Raw genomic sequence first — 13,326 nt, forward strand, 5'->3', positions numbered from 1 at the left:
TTTTCAAGAAATTTCTTTGATGACAGCAGAGTCACGTCACTCCTCCCCGCCGGTTATCCGGTTTGCGGACGTCACCCTTGGTTACGATACACGCGTCATTTTGCGGGATCTGAATCTCGAAGTATACAAAGGCGAAGTGGTTGCACTTATTGGTGGTTCCGGTTCCGGTAAGACCACCTTGTTGCGTGCGGCAACCGGCCAGATTCGCGCCCAGAAAGGGGCCGTAACGGTCTTCGACCACGACGTCAATCGCATGACGCCCCAGCAATTGGGCGCCGTGCGCCGCCGCATGGGCGTGTTGTTCCAGCAGGGAGCCTTGTTTACAGATCTGAGCGTGTTTGGCAACGTGGCTTTCCCCTTGCGCGAACTGAGCAAGGACAGTGAAGCCGTTATCCTGGACAAGGTGCTGGACAAACTTGACCAGGTGGGGCTCAAGCGTGCCGCGCATTTGAGTGTTTCCGAGATTTCGGGCGGCATGGCGCGCCGTGTGGCGCTGGCCCGGGCCATTGTGCTGGAGCCCGAGATTATTCTGTTTGATGAACCCTTTGCCGGGCTGGATCCGATTTCGCTTGGCATGACAGCCCGCCTGATCCGCAGCCTGACCGACAAACTTGGCTGCGCCACCGTGCTCATTACGCACGATCTGGAAGAATCGTTCCTGATCGCCGACCAGGTTTACATGGTTGGCGACGGCAGCCTGGTGGTATCGGGCACGCCAGACGAAGTGCGCCAGTCTGACAATTCGCTGGCGCGGCAGTTTCTCAAAGGCGCCTCCAGCGGACCGGTGGTGTTTGAGTATCCCCCTCAGATGATTTTGATCGCTGGCTCAGCCGTCATCGCGAGGGTGTCAAATGATCGTCAATTTTATTACCGCGCTGGGATCACGTATTACGCGACCCATCCTTACGCTGGGCATCTGCTTCCGGTTTTTTCTTGACATCCTGGCCCGTAGCGGGGTGGTGTTCAAGCGCCCCAGACTGGTAATTGAGCAAATTCATTTTATCGGCAACTATTCGCTGATCATCATCGCGGTATCTGGCCTGTTTGTGGGCTTTGTGCTGGAGACTGCAGGGGTATTACACGCTCACCCGATATGGTTCGGAAGAAGCGCTGGGTGTCATGGTCGCCCTTGGCTGGTGCGTGAGCTGGGGCCTGTCGTGACCGCGCTGCTGTTTGCTGGCAGGGCCGGCACCTCCATTACAGCGGAAATCGGCCTGATGAAGGCTGGGGAGCAGATCGCAGCCATTGAAGTGATGGGCATCAATCCGTTGCGACGCATTGTGGTGCCGCGTTTTTGGGGCGGGGTAATTGCCATGCCGATTCTCGCCCTGATCTTCTCGGCTGTGGGTATTATTGGCGGCTGGTTGGTTGCGGTGGTGCTCATTGGCGTAGATGGCGGTTCATTCTGGTCGCAAATGCAAAGCGCTGTCGATATTCGGGACGATATTCTGGCAGGTTTCATCAAAAGCGTAGTGTTCGGTCTGGCGGTCATGCTGGTTTCAGTCTATGAGGGCTGGATGTCGCGGCCTACGCCGGAAGGCGTGGCGCGCGCCACGACGCGCACGGTGGTGGTCAGTTCGCTGCTGGTGCTTGCGCTCGATTTCCTGCTCACTGCAGTGATGTTCGGTGGTTAGTCGCGTTTTGTGACGTGCACACGAAAAAGGTTAAATTCAAATGAGTAAGAAAACAGATTTTCTGGTCGGGTTGTTCGTATTGCTGGGTATTCTGGCTGCGGTGTTCATGATGCTGCAGGCAGGCAACCTCAGAACCTTTTCTATCGGGCAAACCTATCATGTCACCGGTAAGTTCGAGAATATCGGCGCGCTCAAAGTGCGTTCTCCGGTCAAAAGCAATGGCGTGGTGGTTGGCCGGGTCAGCAGCATCTACTTTGACAATAAAGTGTTCAAGGCAGTTGTAGGTATGGATATAGAGGCCGACTATCAGTTTCCTGAAGACAGTTCGGCGTCCATCATGACCTCGGGGTTGCTGGGCGAACAGTATGTGGGTCTGACGCCTGGCGCCGAAGAGAAGAACCTGACAGACAACAGTGAAATTATCTATACGCAGAGTGCGGTGGTGCTTGAAGAGCTGATCAGCAAGTTCCTGTTTTCCAAGGCCGAATCGGAAGGCTCCAGCGCGTCGGGAAGTGGTGATGCGGGCCAGCAGCAAAATGCACCAGCGCTGACGCCACCTGCCTCTGCGCCGGCGCCTGTGCAATAACTGCTCAAATACTGGTATATTTAGGTTAACGCAAGGCGGTGCAGTCCGAGTGGTAAATCACCGTCCGGAACGGGCCTGTCGACATAAAATAACGAGTCTCCTATGAAACAAACTCAAATACGCCTGGTTGGTCTGGGTTCCGCGCTGGTGGTGCTCGCCGGTTGTGCTTCGGTCAAAAATCCGACGCCCGGTGATCCGCTGGAAGGCTATAACCGCAACATGTTCGCGTTCAATGATGCGGTTGACCGCAATTTGCTCACACCTGTGGCCAAGGGCTACCAGGCGGTGGTGCCAAGCCCGGTGCGCACCTGCGTTACCAACATTTTCAACAACTTCGGCGATATCTGGTCGGGGGTGAACAGCTTTTTGCAGGGGCGTGGCCTTGATTCGGTCAATACCTTCGGCAGGGTGCTGTTTAACTCCACCATGGGGTTGGGCGGGTGTATTGACGTTGCCTCCATGAAAGGCGCGCCGCGTATCCAGAACGATTTTGGTACCACTCTCGGCGTCTGGGGCATAGGCCAGGGCCTTATTTTGTGCTGCCGTTGCTGGGCCCATCAACGTTCCGCGATACCGCCGGTACGGTGGGCGACGGCGTCGGCGGCGCCGCAGTCTATGCTTCGCCTGGCGCCATCAGTGATGTGCCGGTGCGCAACACGGTCTGGGGCATCAGTATTGTCAACTCCCGCGCCAATCTGCTCAATGCCAGCGATCTCATGAATGATGTCGCGCTGGATCGATACAGCTTCCTGCGTGATGCGTATTTGCAACGTCGCCAGGCATTACTTAATCAGAAACTGGGTCCGGTCGTGCTGGATCAGCCTGACGGGCAGAACAAGGGCGGTAGCGGCAACCTGCCGTCATACGATGACCCTGAAGCGGGTAGCGCGGGTGCCACCGGCGCTGCTGCCAATCCCAATTTGCCGGTGTACGATGATCCGGAGGCCGCCCGGTAGCGGATGCGGCCCAAAGTGCATCCAGGCCGGCTTCCCAGCCGGCAGCCGCAGTTCGACAAAAACCTGCAGGAGCGCCAGCAAGTGGCCCCGCCAATGCAGACCCATCGGTTCCCGTCTATACGGATCCGGAAGGCAAGTAACTGCGCGCATGAATACAACAGCCTGAAACGGGATTGTCGCCCCATTCCTTTCAGGCTGTTTCATTCGGCAGGTTCTTTTACTCTTGCTGACATTTCCCATGTATCCTCGGAAATACAATGAGTCAATTGGGCAGGTACCGGCCAGTCCGGACTGTCACGTCACAGATCAGAAAGGAGATCACGTATGAAATTCGCAGGTATTCTCAGGACCACCCAGGCCGCCATGATCGCCGGGTTCCTTTCGGCAGGCGCCATGCAGGCCGCTGTGGCTGCCCAGGATCCGAATCAATTCGTCGAACAGATCGCCAATAACACCTTGCAGGCCGTGAACCAGAATGAAGCGGCCAAAAGCGGCGATGTAAGCGCCATCAACGGTATTGTGACGCAGTACCTCATGCCGCACATCAATATGGAGAAGACCACCCGTCTGGCGGTGGGTCAGCCGTGGCGCCAGGCCACCCCGCAACAGCGTTCGGCGCTGGTCAATGGCTTTAAGCAGACATTGCTGCGTACCTATAGTGGCGCTTTTCGCAATGTGACGCCAAGCACGACCATTACCATGCAACCGTTCCGTGGTGACGCCAATGCCAGCGATGTGGTCGTGCGTTCTACCATTACAGCGGGCCAGGGACCTATTTCGGTGGATTATCGCCTGGAAAAGGCCGGCAGCGGCTGGAAAATCTATGATCTGAACGTGGAAAACATCTGGCTGATCCAGAATTACCGCAATCAGTTTGCCGGCCAGATCTCGCAGGGCGGCATTGATGGTCTGATCAAAGCACTCAATCGCTGATTCCACGGGCGTTTGGGCTATAATCAAATGCTTGCTTCATTGGTGAAGCAAGCATTTTTTTATATTCATGTCCGCCGTCCAAGTACAACATCTTTCCAAAGTCTATAACAGCGTCCGCAACGCAGGTTGGCGGCGTTTTCTGCCGTCCCGGGCTGACCCAGCGCGCGCGCCGTTTCGTGCGCTCGATAATGTGAGTTTCACTGTTGAAGAGGGTGAGTTTTTTGGCTTGCTGGGCCCCAATGGCGCCGGCAAAACCACGCTCATTTCCCTGCTGGCGGGCTTGTCCCACCCCACCGCAGGCAGCGCCAGCATCTGTGGCTTTGATGTCGCTGCGCAGTACAAACAGGCCCGTCGCTCGCTGGGTGTGGTGCCGCAGGAGCTGGTGTACGATCCGTTTTTCACGGTGCGCGAAACCCTGCGTTTGCAATCGGGTTATTTCGGCATTCACCGTAACGACGACTGGATCGACGAAATTTTGCATAACCTGGGCCTGACCGACAAGGCCGATGCCAATATGCGCGCGCTCTCCGGCGGCATGAAGCGGCGCGTGCTGGTGGCCCAGGCGCTGGTGCACCGTCCGCCCGTCATCATCCTGGATGAGCCCACCGCAGGCGTAGACGTGGATCTGCGCCGCAGCTTGTGGGACTTTATCGTGCGCCTGAATAAAAGCGGCCACACCATCATGCTTACCACGCACTATCTGGAAGAGGCCGAAGCCCTGTGCAACCGCATTGCACTTCTGAAGCGCGGGCAAATTGTTGCCCTGGACACCACACAGGCACTTATGGCACGGGTGGGCGGCCGGGATCTTGAAGAGGCGTTTGTACACATCATGCATAACGGCCTGCAGGAGGAGATCGCATCATGAATCCGCTGCAGAAAGACATCAAATTCGGTTCGGGTTTTCCGACCCTGCTCTACAAAGAACTGCTGCGTTTCTGGAAAGTCGCGTTCCAGACCGTTGCCGCCCCGGTCATGACGGCCATGCTGTACCTGCTGGTCTTTGCCCATGTGCTGGAGGACCGGGTCCGGATGTACGATTCGGTTCCCTATACGGCCTTCCTGATTCCCGGGCTCATGATGATGAGCATGCTGCAAAACGCCTTTGCCAACCCGTCGTCTTCGCTCATTCAGAGCCGGATTACCGGTAATCTGGTATTTGTGCTGCTGCCGCCGCTGTCCCATTACGAATTTTTCTCCGCCTATGTGATCGCGGCAGTCCTGCGCGGCCTGGTGGTTGGCCTGGGCATCTGGATCATGGCTTCATTCTTCGTGCCCATATGGCCCGCCAGCATCTTGTGGGTGCTGGTGTTTGCGGTGCTCTCCTGTTGCATTCTGGCCGTGCTGGGCATTATCGCGGGGCTGTGGTCGGAAAAATTCGACCAGCTGGCAGCGTTCCAGAATTTTCTGATCATGCCCGCTACTTTTTTGTCGGGTGTGTTTTATTCTATCCACTCACTGCCCCCATTCTGGCAGGCGGTGTCGCACTGGAATCCGGTTTTCTATATGATTGACGGATTCCGTTACGGCTTTTTCGAAGTATCGGATGTCTCACCATGGCACAGCGTTGCCGTGGTGGCGGCCTTTTTTGTGTTGCTCTCTGCCTACGCCCTGCGTTTGCTTGCCCAGGGATATAAACTCCGGACATGACTATGTTACCTACCCCCGAACAGATTCAGCAATATATCGAATCGCATCTGCCCTGTGAGCACATTGAAGTGCGCGGCGACGGCTCGCACTTCGAAGCGCTGATCGTCAGTACTGTTTTTGAAGGAAAACGACCCATTGCGCGGCACCAGGCGGTGTACGCAGCGCTGGGCGAAAGAATGAAAGCAGAAATTCACGCGCTTTCAATGAAAACGTTGACCCCCGAAGAGTACCGCAAGCATGGATAAACTCAAAATTGTCGGCGGGCGACGCCTGAACGGCGAAATCAGCATTTCTGGCGCCAAGAATGCGGCATTGCCCATCCTGTGCGCCGCGCTGCTCACGGCCGAACCCGTGACGTTGCGCAATGTGCCGCAGCTCAATGACATCAGCACCACGGTGCGTCTGCTGGCCGACCTGGGCGTTAAAATTACCCAGGAAGCCGGCGGTATTGTGCATTTGCAGGCTGACCAGATCACCAATCTGGAGGCCTCGTACGAGCTGGTGAAAACCATGCGCGCCTCTATACTGGTTCTTGGGCCGCTGCTGACGCGGTTTGGGCAGGCCAAGGTCAGTTTGCCCGGGGGGTGCTCTATCGGCCAGCGTCCGGTAGATCAGCATATCAAGGGCCTGACGGCGCTGGGCGCCGACATTGCCGTGGAATACGGGTTCGTCGTGGCAAGCGCCACGCGCCTGAAGGGTGCATCCATTGTGACCGATATGGTGACAGTAGGGGGGACCGAACAGTTTCTGATGGCTGCGGCACTGGCCGAAGGCCAGACGGTGCTGGAAAATGCCGCACGCGAACCGGAAGTAGTGGATCTGGCCGAAATGCTGATCTCCATGGGCGCGCGCATTTCAGGACATGGCACCGACCGGATCGTCATTGACGGCGTTGAGCGCCTGCACGGCACAGACTATACCGTGGTGCCCGATCGTATCGAAGCGGGTTCTTTTCTGTGCGCAGTCGGCGCAACCGGTGGCGACATCATGTTGCGCAATGCCGCGCCCGATACCATGGGCGCCACGCTGGACAAGCTCATCGACGCCGGCCTGACCATTGAAACAGGCGCAGACTGGATTCGCGCATCAATGCAGGCACGGCCCAAAGCCGTGGGCTTTCGGACGCGTGAGTATCCGGGGTTTCCGACAGACATGCAGGCCCAGTTGCTGGCGCTCAATACGGTGGCAGCGGGAACAGCCTTTGTTGTCGAAAACATATTCGAAAACCGTTACATGCACGTACCCGAACTGATACGCATGGGCGCTGATATCGAACTGGATGGCCACACCGCGGTCATCAACGGCGTGCAGCAGCTCATGGGTGCCCAGGTCATGGCGACCGATCTGCGGGCCTCAGCCAGTCTGGTCATTGCCGGCCTGGCGGCAACTGGTGAAACCATCATTGATCGCATCTATCATCTGGATCGCGGTTACGAAAAAATGGAAGACAAGCTGCAGGCGGTGGGTGCCGACATCCAGCGACTGCGGAGTTGATACTCATGACACAGAATCCCCAACTGACCATGGCCCTGTCCAAAGGGCGTATCTTTGAAGAAACGCTGCCGCTGCTTGAGCAGGCAGGCATCGTCGTGACCGAGCATCCCGACCAGTCACGCAAGCTGATACTGCCTACCAGTCGCGATGATCTGCGGATTTTGATTGTGCGCGCCTCTGATGTGCCTACTTACGTGCAATATGGTGCGGCCGATTTCGGCATCGCCGGTAAAGATGTGCTGTACGAATACAGCAAAGAACATCCGGGCGGCCTGTATCAGCCTATCGACCTGAATATCGCACGCTGTCGCCTGGCCGTTGCGGTGCGCGACGGCTTTGACTACGACGCCGCAGTGCGCCAGGGCGCGCGCCTGCGCGTGGCCACCAAGTACGTTAACGTGGCGCGCGAGCATTTTGCCCGCAAGGGCGTGTATGTTGATATTATTAAGTTATACGGCTCCATGGAACTGGCGCCGCTGGTCGGACTGGCCGATGCCATTGTCGATGTTGTCTCCACTGGTGGCACCCTGCGCGCCAATGGCCTGGTCGCCGTCGAAGATGTCATGCCCGTGTCTTCACGGCTGATCGTCAATCAGGCGGCACTCAAGACCCGCGCCGCGGTTTTGCAGCCCATACTGGATGCCTTTGAACACGCAACGCCCTCGCAGGGATAATCCGAAGCTATGAAACCTGTAATCAATCGACTGGACTCCCGTGCCGACGGGTTCGCGGGTAAGCTACGCCAGCTGCTGGCTTTTGAAGCCAGCGAAGACGCCCATATCGAACAGGCCGTTGCCGGCATTCTGCAGGACGTCCGGCAGCGCGGTGATGCAGCCGTGCTGCAATACACGGCCAAATTCGACCGTTTGCCGGTTACTGCAATGGCCGATCTGGAGATTTCGCAGGCAGAGTGCAGGCTGCGCTGGATGCGCTTGCGCCCGCAAGTCGTCAGGCGCTGGAGCAGGCAGCGCAACGTGTGCGCATGTATCATGATCGGCAGAAAGCCGAATCCTGGCAGTATCAGGAAGCAGACGGTACGGTGCTGGGTCAAAAAATTACCCCCATGGACCGCGTCGGGCTCTACGTGCCCGGCGGCAAGGCGGCCTATCCCTCTTCGGTGCTGATGAACGCCATTCCGGCCAAGGTGGCCGGGGTGGGCGAAGTGATCATGGTTACACCCACGCCCGACGGCTCGCGTAATCCGCTGGTACTGGCCGCTGCCGCCGTGGCTGGCGTTGATCGCGTGGTTGCCATCGGCGGTGCCCAGGCGGTAGGAGCGCTGGCTTATGGCACCGACAGCATTGCCGCCGTGGATAAAATTGTCGGCCCTGGCAACGCCTATGTGGCCGCAGCCAAGCGCCGGGTATTCGGTACGGTAGGCATTGATATGGTCGCCGGCCCCAGCGAGATTCTGATTATCTGTGACGGCACCACGCCGGCAGACTGGATCGCCATGGATCTGTTTTCCCAGGCCGAGCATGATGAACTGGCCCAGGCCATTTTGCTGTGTCCCGATGCCGGTTTCCTGGAACAAGTGCAGGAGGCGATCGAACGCCTGCTGCCCACCATGCCGCGTGCCCAGATCCTGGCCAAAAGCCTGTCTGATCGAGGCGCATTGATTCTGGTGCAAGACCTTGATGAGGCAGTTTCTATTGCAAATGAAATTGCACCCGAGCATCTTGAAATTTCCACCGAAAATGCGCCAGCGCTTGCCGAGAAAATTCGCCATGCTGGTGCGATTTTTCTTGGCCGTTTTTCGTCCGAAGCGCTGGGAGACTATTGCGCCGGACCCAACCACGTGCTGCCCACAGCGCGTACCGCCCGCTTTTCCTCGCCGCTGGGCGTCTATGATTTTCAGAAACGCAGCAGTATTATCCAGGTGTCCGAGGCAGGAGCGATTACACTAGGGGCGATTGCCGCTGAACTGGCCGATGGCGAAGGCCTCGCTGCGCACGCGCAGAGCGCGCGCTACCGCCTGAACACTACTACCTGATGATAAGTTATGCGAACCGCTGACATTACCCGAAATACCAATGAAACCCGCATCGCGGTTTCACTGAACCTGGATGGCACAGGCAAACAGTCCATTGATACCGGCGTGCCTTTTCTTGATCATATGATCGACCAGATTGCGCGTCATGGCCTCATTGATCTTGATATCAAATGCGAAGGCGATGTGCATATCGACGATCACCACACAGTGGAAGACGTCGGCATCACGCTGGGCCAGGCCGTGGCCAAGGCAGTCGGCGACAAAAAGGGACTTACCCGCTACGGTCATTCCTATGTGCCGCTGGATGAAGCCCTGTCGCGCGTGGTCATTGATTTTTCCGGCCGTCCGGGCCTCGAGTACCACATTCCCTTTACCCGCTCGCATGTCGGGCGTTTTGACGTTGATCTGATGCGTGAGTTTTTCCAGGGCTTTGTCAATCATGCGCTGGTGACCATGCATATCGACAACTTGCGCGGTACCAATTCGCATCATCAGGCCGAAACCGTGTTCAAGGCATTCGGACGGGCGCTGCGCATGGCGCTCACGCCAGATGCGCGCAGCGAAGGCGTGATTCCCTCGACCAAAGGCGTGCTGTAATGGCGGGAATGCTTTTATGAGCAGCAAAATTGCCATCGTTGATTATGGCATGGGAAATCTGCATTCAGTAGAGCGCGCCTTGCGTCATGCAGCAAGTGAAGCAGATGTCTATCTTGCTTCCGATGTGGCGGCGCTCGAGAAAGCAGACCGGATTGTGTTTCCGGGGCAGGGGGCCATGCCCGATTGCATGCGCAATCTGCAGCGTTCCGGGCTGATGCAGACCGTGCTTCGTGCCGCTGAAAGCAAGCCCCTGCTGGGCGTCTGTGTGGGTGAGCAGATGCTGATGCAGTACAGTGAAGAAGGCGATGTACCGTGTCTGGGGATTTTCCCTGGCATGGTGCGCAAGTTTGCCGGACCGCAATTTGCCGTGAATCTGCAGGAGCAGTCTGATACGTCTGCTGCGCACGTACAGCACGAGGCGCGCCCGCTCAAAGTGCCGCACATGGGCTGGAGCCGGGTAAAGCAGGCAAAACCGCATGCATTGTGGGATGGAATCCCGGACGATAGCTTTTTTTATTTCGTCCACAGTTATTATGTTGATCCGGCAGATACCGCCATCTCGGTGGGCGAAACCGTATACGGACACAATTTTACCTGTGCCGTGGCGCGGGACAATATCTTTGCAGTGCAGTTTCACCCCGAAAAAAGCGCGCAGTTAGGCTTGCGTCTTTATCGGAATTTTGTAAACTGGGATATCTGACCGTTAAGGTCACGGCAGTTGGGTGAATTGTGAAATCGCATCATGCGTTCCATGATTTTAATTTTATTCTTATTTTGATAATCTGATTGTTATGCTGCTCATACCAGCCATTGATTTGAAGGACGGACGTTGTGTCCGCCTGCGCCAGGGAGACTTGCAGGATGCCACCATTTTTTCCGAAGACCCGGTTACCGTCGCGGAACAATGGTATGACCAGGGCGCAAGACGCCTGCATCTGGTCGACCTGAACGGGGCCGTCGCTGGCAAACCCAAAAACGAAGATGTGATCAGGGCCATTGTGCGGGCCGTCGGAGACGACATTCCGGTACAGATTGGCGGTGGCATCCGCGATCTGGATACCATTGAACGGTATCTGGATTTCGGCATCGAGTATGTCATTATCGGGACGGCGGCCGTGAAGGATCCTGGTTTTCTGCAGGATGCCTGCAGCGCGTTTCCGGGCAACATCATTGTCGGGCTCGATGCCAGGGATGGCAAGGTAGCAACCGATGGGTGGAGCAAACTGACCAAGCATGATGTGCTCGATCTTGGCCGCAAGTTCGAAGACTACGGCGTTGAGTCCATTATCTATACCGATATTGGCCGCGATGGCATGCTGACTGGTGTCAATATCGAAGCCACGGTGCGTCTGGCCCAGCACGTCCGGATTCCGGTCATTGCCTCGGGCGGCGTTACCGACCTGACCGATATCGAAGCTTTGTGTGCAGTTGAACAGGAAGGCGTCGAAGGCGTCATTCTGGGACGCAGCATCTACGAAGGCACCCTGGATTTTCAGGCGGCGCAGGACATGGCTGACGAGCTGAACGGGGACGAGCTGGAGTGACACATTCTACGGCACCGGCGCATACCCTGACCACTCGCGTCATCCCGTGCCTTGATGTAACGGCCGGACGCGTCGTCAAAGGGGTCAATTTTGTCCAGCTGCGCGATGCCGGTGACCCGGTGGAAATCGCCAGGCGCTACAATGAACAGGGTGCCGACGAACTCACGTTCCTGGACATTACGGCTACCAGTGACGGCAAGGATCTGACCTTGTCCATGATAGAGCAGGTGGCATCGGAAGTGTTTATTCCGCTCACGGTCGGCGGCGGCGTGCGAGCGCTGCCCGACGTGCAACGCCTGCTCAATGCGGGCGCCGACAAGGTGTCCATCAATAGTGCGGCCGTGAACGAACCCGAGCTGGTGCGCGCCTGCGCTGATTATTACGGTTCACAGTGCATTGTGGTGGCTGTGGATGCGCGCCGGGTCTCGGCGCCGGGCGAGCCGCTGCGCTGGGAAGTGTTTACCCACGGCGGGCGCAAGCCACGGGCATCGATGCCGTTGCCTGGGCGGTGCGTATGGCCCGCTATGGCGCCGGTGAATTATTGATTACCAGCATGGACCAGGATGGCACGCAGGCCGGGTTCGACCTGCAACTGACCCGAACTATTTCCGATGCAGTGGCCGTGCCGGTGATCGCCTCCGGCGGGGTGGGCAATTTGCAACATCTGTGCGATGGCGTTAACGAAGGGCGCGCCAGTGCGGTGCTGGCCGCCAGCATATTCCATTACGGCGATTACAGTATCGCGCAGGCCAAGGCATATATGGCCGAACACGGGATACAGGTCAGGAACACGCAATGAACTGGATAGACGAGGTAGTATTTGATGCTGACGGCCTGGTGCCTGCTATCGCGCAGGACTGGCAAAGCGGCCGGATTCTGATGGTGGCCTGGATGAATCGGGAGTCGTTGCTTGAAACCGCGCAAACCGGCAGAGCCGTCTATTGGTCGCGGTCGCGCAAGCGGCTCTGGCGCAAGGGCGAAGAGTCGGGTAATACGCAGCGGGTGTGTTCGCTCCGTCTGGATTGCGACGGCGACGTGATACTGCTTACTGTTGAACAGCAGGGCGGCGTGGCCTGCCATACCGGACGCGAGAGCTGTTTTTTTCGTGAGCTCACCGGCGATGCATCTGCACGGCAATGGCAGATAACCGATGAGGTGCTCAAGGATCCGGAGAGCATGTACAAATGACGCAAAATAACCTGCCCGCGCCAACGGCCGATATTCTGGTTCGTTTGGCCGATGTGCTGGAAACACGCAGGCCACAGGCCGGCGGTGATTCACAATCGTCATATACGGCCAAATTGCTGGCGCGTGGGCCCGATGCCTTTCTCAAGAAAATCGGCGAGGAAGCCACCGAACTGGTCATGGCCGCAAAAGATGGCGTACCCGAGCGGATTGTGTCTGAAACGGCAGATCTGTGGTTTCACTGTCTGGTGGCGCTAACCCATTATGGGCTGCGTCCTGAGGACGTGCTGGCCGAGCTGGCTCGCCGCGAAGGCCTGTCCGGGCTGGCAGAAAAGGCAGCGCGCAGTCATGAAGGCGTTAACAGTACGCCGGATCGCAGTGCATAACTGCGATTACGTTCATGATATTTCCCTATTGATTCGCCAATTAATTGGTATAGTATGCGTATTCACGCAATCTGATTTCAGGAGTAACACTTGGGCAGTCTAAGTATCTGGCACTGGTTGATCGTACTGGTCATTATCGCCCTCATTTTCGGTACCAAAAAGCTGCGCAATGTAGGCGAAGATCTGGGTGGTGCTGTCAAGGGGTTCAAGAAAGGCATCAAGGATGCCAATGAAGAAGCCGATTCGTCCAAAGACGATGGGCTCAATCGCAAGGTTGCCGACACGCAGAATCCTGCACGGTCCGACACGGCAGCGCGCACCAATCAGGATGCGATCGACGTGCAGGCTCGCGACAAGTCCGAATAAAG

Annotated in this window: 15 protein-coding genes and 3 pseudogenes; all 18 read left to right on the top strand. The window is 57.2% G+C overall.

Features of this window, described 5'->3' with window-relative positions; all coding sequences use genetic code 11:
• The first annotated feature begins 19 nt into the window (after nucleotides 1-19).
• Entirely contained in the window at nucleotides 20-937 is a 918-nt protein-coding gene (locus TKWG_RS02500; protein ID WP_014749307.1) for an ABC transporter ATP-binding protein, read from the top strand.
• Nucleotides 852-1,634, top strand: coding sequence for a lipid asymmetry maintenance ABC transporter permease subunit MlaE (mlaE, locus tag TKWG_RS02505; protein ID WP_081489199.1), 783 nt, complete (start codon nucleotides 852-854; stop codon nucleotides 1,632-1,634). Before TKWG_RS02500 ends, mlaE begins: the two co-directional genes overlap by 86 nt.
• A gap of 40 nt (nucleotides 1,635-1,674) precedes the next feature.
• Nucleotides 1,675-2,220, top strand: coding sequence for an outer membrane lipid asymmetry maintenance protein MlaD (mlaD, locus tag TKWG_RS02510; protein WP_014749309.1), 546 nt, complete (start codon nucleotides 1,675-1,677; stop codon nucleotides 2,218-2,220).
• Nucleotides 2,221-2,322: 102 nt separating this feature from the next.
• Nucleotides 2,323-3,176 (top strand): annotated as a pseudogene (locus tag TKWG_RS22230) (MlaA family lipoprotein).
• 324 nt (nucleotides 3,177-3,500) lie between these two features.
• Nucleotides 3,501-4,109, top strand: coding sequence for an MlaC/ttg2D family ABC transporter substrate-binding protein (locus tag TKWG_RS02525; protein ID WP_014749313.1), 609 nt, complete (start codon nucleotides 3,501-3,503; stop codon nucleotides 4,107-4,109).
• A gap of 67 nt (nucleotides 4,110-4,176) precedes the next feature.
• Nucleotides 4,177-4,977, top strand: a complete 801-nt coding sequence (locus TKWG_RS02530) for an ABC transporter ATP-binding protein (RefSeq protein ID WP_014749314.1) — start codon at nucleotides 4,177-4,179, stop codon at nucleotides 4,975-4,977.
• Nucleotides 4,974-5,759, top strand: a complete 786-nt coding sequence (locus TKWG_RS02535; protein WP_014749315.1) for an ABC transporter permease — start codon at nucleotides 4,974-4,976, stop codon at nucleotides 5,757-5,759. Before TKWG_RS02530 ends, TKWG_RS02535 begins: the two co-directional genes overlap by 4 nt.
• A gap of 2 nt (nucleotides 5,760-5,761) precedes the next feature.
• On the top strand, nucleotides 5,762-6,004 hold the full coding sequence (locus tag TKWG_RS02540; RefSeq protein WP_014749316.1) for a BolA family protein: 243 nt from the start codon (nucleotides 5,762-5,764) through the stop codon (nucleotides 6,002-6,004).
• Nucleotides 5,997-7,253 carry a UDP-N-acetylglucosamine 1-carboxyvinyltransferase gene (gene murA, locus TKWG_RS02545; RefSeq protein WP_014749317.1) on the top strand — a complete coding sequence of 419 codons (1,257 nt, stop codon included), beginning with the start codon at nucleotides 5,997-5,999 and terminating at the stop codon, nucleotides 7,251-7,253. Before TKWG_RS02540 ends, murA begins: the two co-directional genes overlap by 8 nt.
• Before the next feature lie 5 nt (nucleotides 7,254-7,258).
• The gene (hisG, locus tag TKWG_RS02550) at nucleotides 7,259-7,927 is read left to right on the top strand and encodes an ATP phosphoribosyltransferase (protein WP_014749318.1); all 669 of its coding nucleotides are present in this window, start codon (nucleotides 7,259-7,261) and stop codon (nucleotides 7,925-7,927) included.
• A 9-nt stretch (nucleotides 7,928-7,936) separates the two neighbouring features.
• A pseudogene (hisD, locus tag TKWG_RS02555) lies at nucleotides 7,937-9,246 on the top strand (histidinol dehydrogenase).
• A 9-nt stretch (nucleotides 9,247-9,255) separates the two neighbouring features.
• Entirely contained in the window at nucleotides 9,256-9,843 is a 588-nt protein-coding gene (gene hisB / locus TKWG_RS02560; RefSeq protein ID WP_014749320.1) for an imidazoleglycerol-phosphate dehydratase HisB, read from the top strand.
• A 16-nt stretch (nucleotides 9,844-9,859) separates the two neighbouring features.
• The gene (gene hisH / locus TKWG_RS02565; protein WP_014749321.1) at nucleotides 9,860-10,543 is read left to right on the top strand and encodes an imidazole glycerol phosphate synthase subunit HisH; all 684 of its coding nucleotides are present in this window, start codon (nucleotides 9,860-9,862) and stop codon (nucleotides 10,541-10,543) included.
• Between the two features lie 91 nt (nucleotides 10,544-10,634).
• Nucleotides 10,635-11,387: a 1-(5-phosphoribosyl)-5-[(5-phosphoribosylamino)methylideneamino]imidazole-4-carboxamide isomerase gene (gene hisA, locus TKWG_RS02570; RefSeq protein ID WP_014749322.1), complete on the top strand. Its 753-nt coding sequence runs from the start codon at nucleotides 10,635-10,637 to the stop codon at nucleotides 11,385-11,387.
• Nucleotides 11,384-12,186 (top strand): annotated as a pseudogene (hisF, locus tag TKWG_RS02575) (imidazole glycerol phosphate synthase subunit HisF). Before hisA ends, hisF begins: the two are co-directional and overlap by 4 nt.
• A complete protein-coding gene (hisI, locus tag TKWG_RS02580; protein ID WP_014749325.1) occupies nucleotides 12,183-12,575 on the top strand; it encodes a phosphoribosyl-AMP cyclohydrolase in 393 nt (130 codons plus the stop codon). Before hisF ends, hisI begins: the two are co-directional and overlap by 4 nt.
• 11 nt (nucleotides 12,576-12,586) lie before the next feature.
• Nucleotides 12,587-12,958 carry a phosphoribosyl-ATP diphosphatase gene (locus TKWG_RS02585; RefSeq protein ID WP_085946381.1) on the top strand — a complete coding sequence of 124 codons (372 nt, stop codon included), beginning with the start codon at nucleotides 12,587-12,589 and terminating at the stop codon, nucleotides 12,956-12,958.
• 90 nt (nucleotides 12,959-13,048) lie between these two features.
• Nucleotides 13,049-13,324 (top strand): Sec-independent protein translocase subunit TatA, encoded by a 276-nt coding sequence (gene tatA, locus TKWG_RS02590; protein ID WP_014749327.1) that lies wholly within the window; start codon nucleotides 13,049-13,051, stop codon nucleotides 13,322-13,324.
• Nucleotides 13,325-13,326: the final 2 nt, after the last annotated feature.

It is taken from the genome of Advenella kashmirensis WT001 (assembly GCF_000219915.2).
Taxonomy (GTDB): domain Bacteria; phylum Pseudomonadota; class Gammaproteobacteria; order Burkholderiales; family Burkholderiaceae_B; genus Advenella; species Advenella kashmirensis.

Coding starts and splice junctions, on each gene's coding strand:
- TKWG_RS02500 (WP_014749307.1), top strand. CDS start 20: ATGACAGCAGAGTCACGTCACTCCTCCCCGCCGGTTATCCGGTTTGCG.
- mlaE (WP_081489199.1), top strand. CDS start 852: ATGATCGTCAATTTTATTACCGCGCTGGGATCACGTATTACGCGACCC.
- mlaD (WP_014749309.1), top strand. CDS start 1,675: ATGAGTAAGAAAACAGATTTTCTGGTCGGGTTGTTCGTATTGCTGGGT.
- TKWG_RS02525 (WP_014749313.1), top strand. CDS start 3,501: ATGAAATTCGCAGGTATTCTCAGGACCACCCAGGCCGCCATGATCGCC.
- TKWG_RS02530 (WP_014749314.1), top strand. CDS start 4,177: ATGTCCGCCGTCCAAGTACAACATCTTTCCAAAGTCTATAACAGCGTC.
- TKWG_RS02535 (WP_014749315.1), top strand. CDS start 4,974: ATGAATCCGCTGCAGAAAGACATCAAATTCGGTTCGGGTTTTCCGACC.
- TKWG_RS02540 (WP_014749316.1), top strand. CDS start 5,762: ATGTTACCTACCCCCGAACAGATTCAGCAATATATCGAATCGCATCTG.
- murA (WP_014749317.1), top strand. CDS start 5,997: ATGGATAAACTCAAAATTGTCGGCGGGCGACGCCTGAACGGCGAAATC.
- hisG (WP_014749318.1), top strand. CDS start 7,259: ATGACACAGAATCCCCAACTGACCATGGCCCTGTCCAAAGGGCGTATC.
- hisB (WP_014749320.1), top strand. CDS start 9,256: ATGCGAACCGCTGACATTACCCGAAATACCAATGAAACCCGCATCGCG.
- hisH (WP_014749321.1), top strand. CDS start 9,860: ATGAGCAGCAAAATTGCCATCGTTGATTATGGCATGGGAAATCTGCAT.
- hisA (WP_014749322.1), top strand. CDS start 10,635: ATGCTGCTCATACCAGCCATTGATTTGAAGGACGGACGTTGTGTCCGC.
- hisI (WP_014749325.1), top strand. CDS start 12,183: ATGAACTGGATAGACGAGGTAGTATTTGATGCTGACGGCCTGGTGCCT.